This window comes from Candidatus Oleimmundimicrobium sp., assembly GCF_030651595.1.
GTDB lineage: Bacteria > Actinomycetota > Aquicultoria > UBA3085 > Oleimmundimicrobiaceae > JAUSCH01.
In genome coordinates, this window is sequence record NZ_JAUSCH010000074.1 from 1 (window position 1) to 4,116 (window position 4,116).

A 4,116-nucleotide genomic window follows, 5' to 3' on the forward strand; every position below is an offset into this window, starting at 1 on the left:
AGTTTAGCACACTCTTTACATAATGGTAAACCACCAGTCCCTGATCTTACATTTTCAGTCTCAATGTTGTTTCTTGTCTTGCATGCACTGTTGTTGTGATGAACATCTTTTGTTTTAGCACTGTAAATGGGACTTGCGTACGGCATGGCATTAAATTTTAAATGATTAATATAACAAAAATAAGAAATAGATTAGTGTATCGCAATTATTTTTTTGTGATTAGAATTTTTAATATAAAACCATCGCATTGTAGCGCATTATCGCTATGATGCGACAGATATGGGGAAAGTGAATAACCAATTAACCGATAATTCCGCTAATTAATTCACGTGAAATGAAGAAGTCTTTAGGGGGAAAAACATTGATGAAGAATTTTTCCAATGCCTTAGTGGTGTTAGTCACTACCATTTCGCGCGCAAATGCCCAAGCCGAAATGATTGATTAAACATTTTTGCTCCCTGGCAAAAATGATCTTTGTAAACCATAGTTTTTCATGTACCAGGCATACCTTAAAGAGATCCTGCGTTTAAGCCCATGGTTAAAACCTTTTTACCAATATCCAGGAGGATCTTCTCCGGGTTAATTAATTTGTCCAGGTCTTTGATTTTTAACAGAACTCCAGGACGAAGCTCTGCTGTTACGGCTTTCTGCAACATTTCCGCTTTTTGCAATCCGGTACCGTTCTTCATGGTATTCATGTACTGGTAGGACTCTTTAAGCGGTCGCTCGTAGCCTGTTTTCTGGTCAAAGCTCTGCTCTGTTCTCAGGGTTAGCCTGTCCCTGTCAAACTCCTTGCGGTTGTTGGTGGTCGGACTGATCCGGTTTCTCCCATCTGACGTTTTACGCCCTACAATAAAATGACAATGTACGTTAAAACCCTCCTTGGGTTCGCCCTGCCATTTCAATCCCATCTTTACTTCCTGGTCACGGCCGGTATGGTAGCGGTCGTATTCAACCTTGTAGTACATTTTTACGTTTTGGGGTTCTATTATTACCTCCTTCCCCGCTTTGTTAAGCTTCTTGAAGTTCCCCGCAAACTCCTGGTTAAAATCTTTCTGTATCCATGACTTAAAGTTATTCAGCCGTTCTGCCTCGGTATTTCCCAGGGCTTTCCACTCCTCCTCAGTAGGATTGATGCTTCCTGTGGCAAACTTGCCTTCATTCCTGCCAATGCCCTGGTGATCGCTGTCGATAGCTGCCCGGACCTCTGCAGGGTGACATTCATCCCGGCCATTACTAAACCATTGCTCAGGTTGTTCCCCCTGTTCAATATGTATTTCGTCCTCTTTCCCCAGGTAGTTTACGAAAGCTGACGAGCTCCCTGAGCTGGCGAGCTTGCCCTTGCTGTCTGTTTTCGGTTTATCAAACTTAATAAACATGGATTAATCTATTTATTTTGTTTCCTGTGACGATCAATGATGCTGCTGCCTGTCATCCCGACAGCTGCGCCATGCTCCATGATAATGTTAATCTTGTCGGTCAGATCCTTGTACTGCTTAACTATGGTCTCTTGTGTCTGGCCAAACTGGTCGAATAGATTTCGCAGTGTGCTGTTAATAGACTGTTCGAGTTTAGCTATCAACTTACTTATGGTAGTAACTTCTTTAAGCGTACCACCAAGCATTTCGGGAAGGGTTGAAAAATGCTGATCTATCTTTCCTTCGGTTTTTGTTAGCGCCTCGAGCAGTGGAAGTAAGTTGTCCCGCTCGAAGGTTTTTTGAAACCCTATGAGCTGGCTTACTCTTTTTTCAACTTTTGCAATTTCTTCTTTTACACTCTCTGGTGGATCAGCCGGGTTGATCCCGGATTTTCGAAAATATGCCAGGGTATATTTTACAAAATCGCCCTGGGTGATTCCTTGTTTTTTGCAATACGTCTTTAAGTCCTCTCTGGTGGCTTCGTCCACGTTGATAGTTGCCATAGTAACTATATTTTAAATTGATTATCTGACATTTATGTTAAATAATGCTATTCATTAAACAAATATAGTTGTTTTTATAATAAAACAAAAATGTTTTATTAGCTTCTTAAACAGGACGTTAGTCCTGTTTCTCCCTCGAAGAGGGCAAGCAGAATCTCACGCAGTGAGGTTCCCGCTTACTATCTTTTTCCCTCCACTTCGTTTCGGGCAAAAGCTACCCTTCGGCTTCCCGAACGGGTAGCTCGTCCGAAACGCTCCGTAAGGAGCAAAAGGGAAAAAGATGAAAGCATTAAAGCGATGGCGAAAAAAACAGCAAGACACGTGAGTAGAGTTATTCCCGGTCTGACGTGGGTCCTTAGAAAACCCATCGTCAGGACGGGAAATAACTCGGCAAGCCAGCACACTCCAAAAAGCTTATAGGGGAGTTTGAGGGTCCATAATTGTTGGGGGGGTCTTGCTGTTTGGTTTTTCTCCTCATTAACTTTTTGGAACTTGGTGTTCTGCGGGGCTAAAAGTTAAAAGCAGTATATTTGAACTGGCAGATTAAAACTTTGAAATGAAACTGACTTTTTATAGGGGGATACACGGGTTATTGTTGTTTACCCCTGAAATTTTCAGGGATACAAAGGTTACCGCCAATTGAATGAAAAAACTTTCGTGCAAATAAATTTCTCAAAATATTTGGATTGGGTTACCTAATTAGCTAACTTTGCATTATGGAAGAAAAAATTATCAGGAATGTTTTTTACTATAAGCATTACTACTTGGACTTCTTTGAGCAATTGAAGCCGGAAGTAAAAAGAAAATTCAACTGGACCTTAAAGTTAATAAGCACTGTTGATATGGTTCCTGTAAAGTATTTCAGCCATATGACAGGAACGACTGGTATTTTTGAGATTAGAGTTGAAGTTGGAACTGATATTTATAGAGTTTTTAGTTTCTTCGATGAAGGACAGCTTATAATACTTGTCAATGGTTTTCAAAAGAAATCGCAAAAAACACCGAAAAAAGAAATAGAATTAGCAGAAAAACTAAAAAAACAATACTTCAATGAAAAAGAAAATGAATAAAAATCTTACTTCATTTGCTGATCACTTGGACGAGCAATATGGAAAAATAGGAACAGAGGAGCGTGAACGGTTTGAGGAAGGATTTGAAGCTTTCAAACTCGGTTTAATGCTTCAAGAATTACGTAAGGGACAAGGTTTGACCCAAGAGCAACTTGCTGTAAAATGTGGAACTACAAAGACGTACATTTCACGAATAGAAAACAATGCTTCAGACATAAGACTTTCTACCTTAATGCGAATAATTAGTGAAGGATTTGGCGGACATCTTCGTCTGAATGTTGAATTAAAATAATGAACAGTGGCGGTAACACTGTTTAGCCGGCCATGCCGTATGAAACGGCTGTCCTGAAGTTATAATTTATGGAAGATGCAGCACAGGCGGCTACACGTGACCATTGAACCAGGGGTCGTCTCACGAAACGGAAGTTAACGTACGTTAGCGTAAATTTATCAAACGGGTAGCGGAATGAGGCATAGGGAAAATTTACAGCTCTTTTCTTATCCCTGCTACGGATCCTCGACGAGATCCCAAACAACATTTTTTAAAAACCTATATATCAAGCAGTTATGAAAACACCCCGCCGCCGGAACTTTTTTGGGTTTTCCTGCTTTCTTTTTTTCTTTCTTTCCTTTTCTTCGTTTTCCTGGTTGTTCCCGCTCAACTCTCTGTCATTCTGTCAGTTGCTCGCTTTTCAATCTTAAAAACTTCTTCTAATTGAAGAATATTGTAGAATACTCTTCAATTGTACACAAGCTTAAACACTGATGGCATATAGACTTGCGGTATCGAATCCGAACTTTTTTACTACCAAAAAAAAGGCAATCCGAACTTTTTTACTACCAAATCCGAACTTTTTTACTACCACGTATATATAAATACGAATTGAATTGTTTTATAAGTTCGTTTTCATATCTTTGAAAAAATAAATCATATGGAAAGTATTGCTTTAGTTCAACCTAACCGTGTAACAAACGCACGCTATGACTTTACGGCTTTGCAGAAGAATATAATCTACAAGATTTATGAGTCCCTGCAGAACCATTTGACCAAGGAAAAACAGATAGATAAAGACTTGTTTAACAACTTTGTGGTGTCCGTTCCTGTGTCATTCCTGGCGGGAAATA

General features: G+C 39.7%; 5 protein-coding genes. 3 read left to right on the forward strand and 2 right to left on the reverse strand.

Annotation, left to right across the window (positions count from 1 at the left end):
* Positions 1-509 precede the first annotated feature (509 nt).
* Together Q7U95_RS04760 and Q7U95_RS04765 are read right to left on the reverse strand one after the other, a co-directional pair.
* Positions 510-1,379 carry a DUF5712 family protein gene (locus Q7U95_RS04760; protein ID WP_308752305.1) on the reverse strand — a complete coding sequence of 290 codons (870 nt, stop codon included), beginning with the start codon at positions 1,377-1,379 and terminating at the stop codon, positions 510-512.
* An 8-nt stretch (positions 1,380-1,387) separates the two neighbouring features.
* Positions 1,388-1,921, reverse strand: a complete 534-nt coding sequence (locus Q7U95_RS04765) for a BfmA/BtgA family mobilization protein (RefSeq protein ID WP_308752306.1) — start codon at positions 1,919-1,921, stop codon at positions 1,388-1,390.
* Between the two features lie 716 nt (positions 1,922-2,637).
* On the opposite strand from Q7U95_RS04765, the gene Q7U95_RS04770 reads away from it, so the two are divergent.
* From Q7U95_RS04770 to Q7U95_RS04780, 3 genes are all read left to right on the forward strand, one after another.
* Positions 2,638-2,991, forward strand: coding sequence for a type II toxin-antitoxin system RelE/ParE family toxin (locus Q7U95_RS04770; protein WP_308752308.1), 354 nt, complete (start codon positions 2,638-2,640; stop codon positions 2,989-2,991).
* Complete coding sequence (locus tag Q7U95_RS04775) at positions 2,984-3,283, forward strand: helix-turn-helix transcriptional regulator (protein WP_308752310.1); 300 nt, start codon at positions 2,984-2,986, stop codon at positions 3,281-3,283. The genes Q7U95_RS04770 and Q7U95_RS04775 overlap by 8 nt, the downstream gene beginning before the upstream one ends.
* Positions 3,284-3,923: 640 nt before the next feature.
* The coding region (locus tag Q7U95_RS04780; RefSeq protein WP_308752312.1) for a hypothetical protein at positions 3,924-4,116 on the forward strand (193 nt) is incomplete at its 3' end.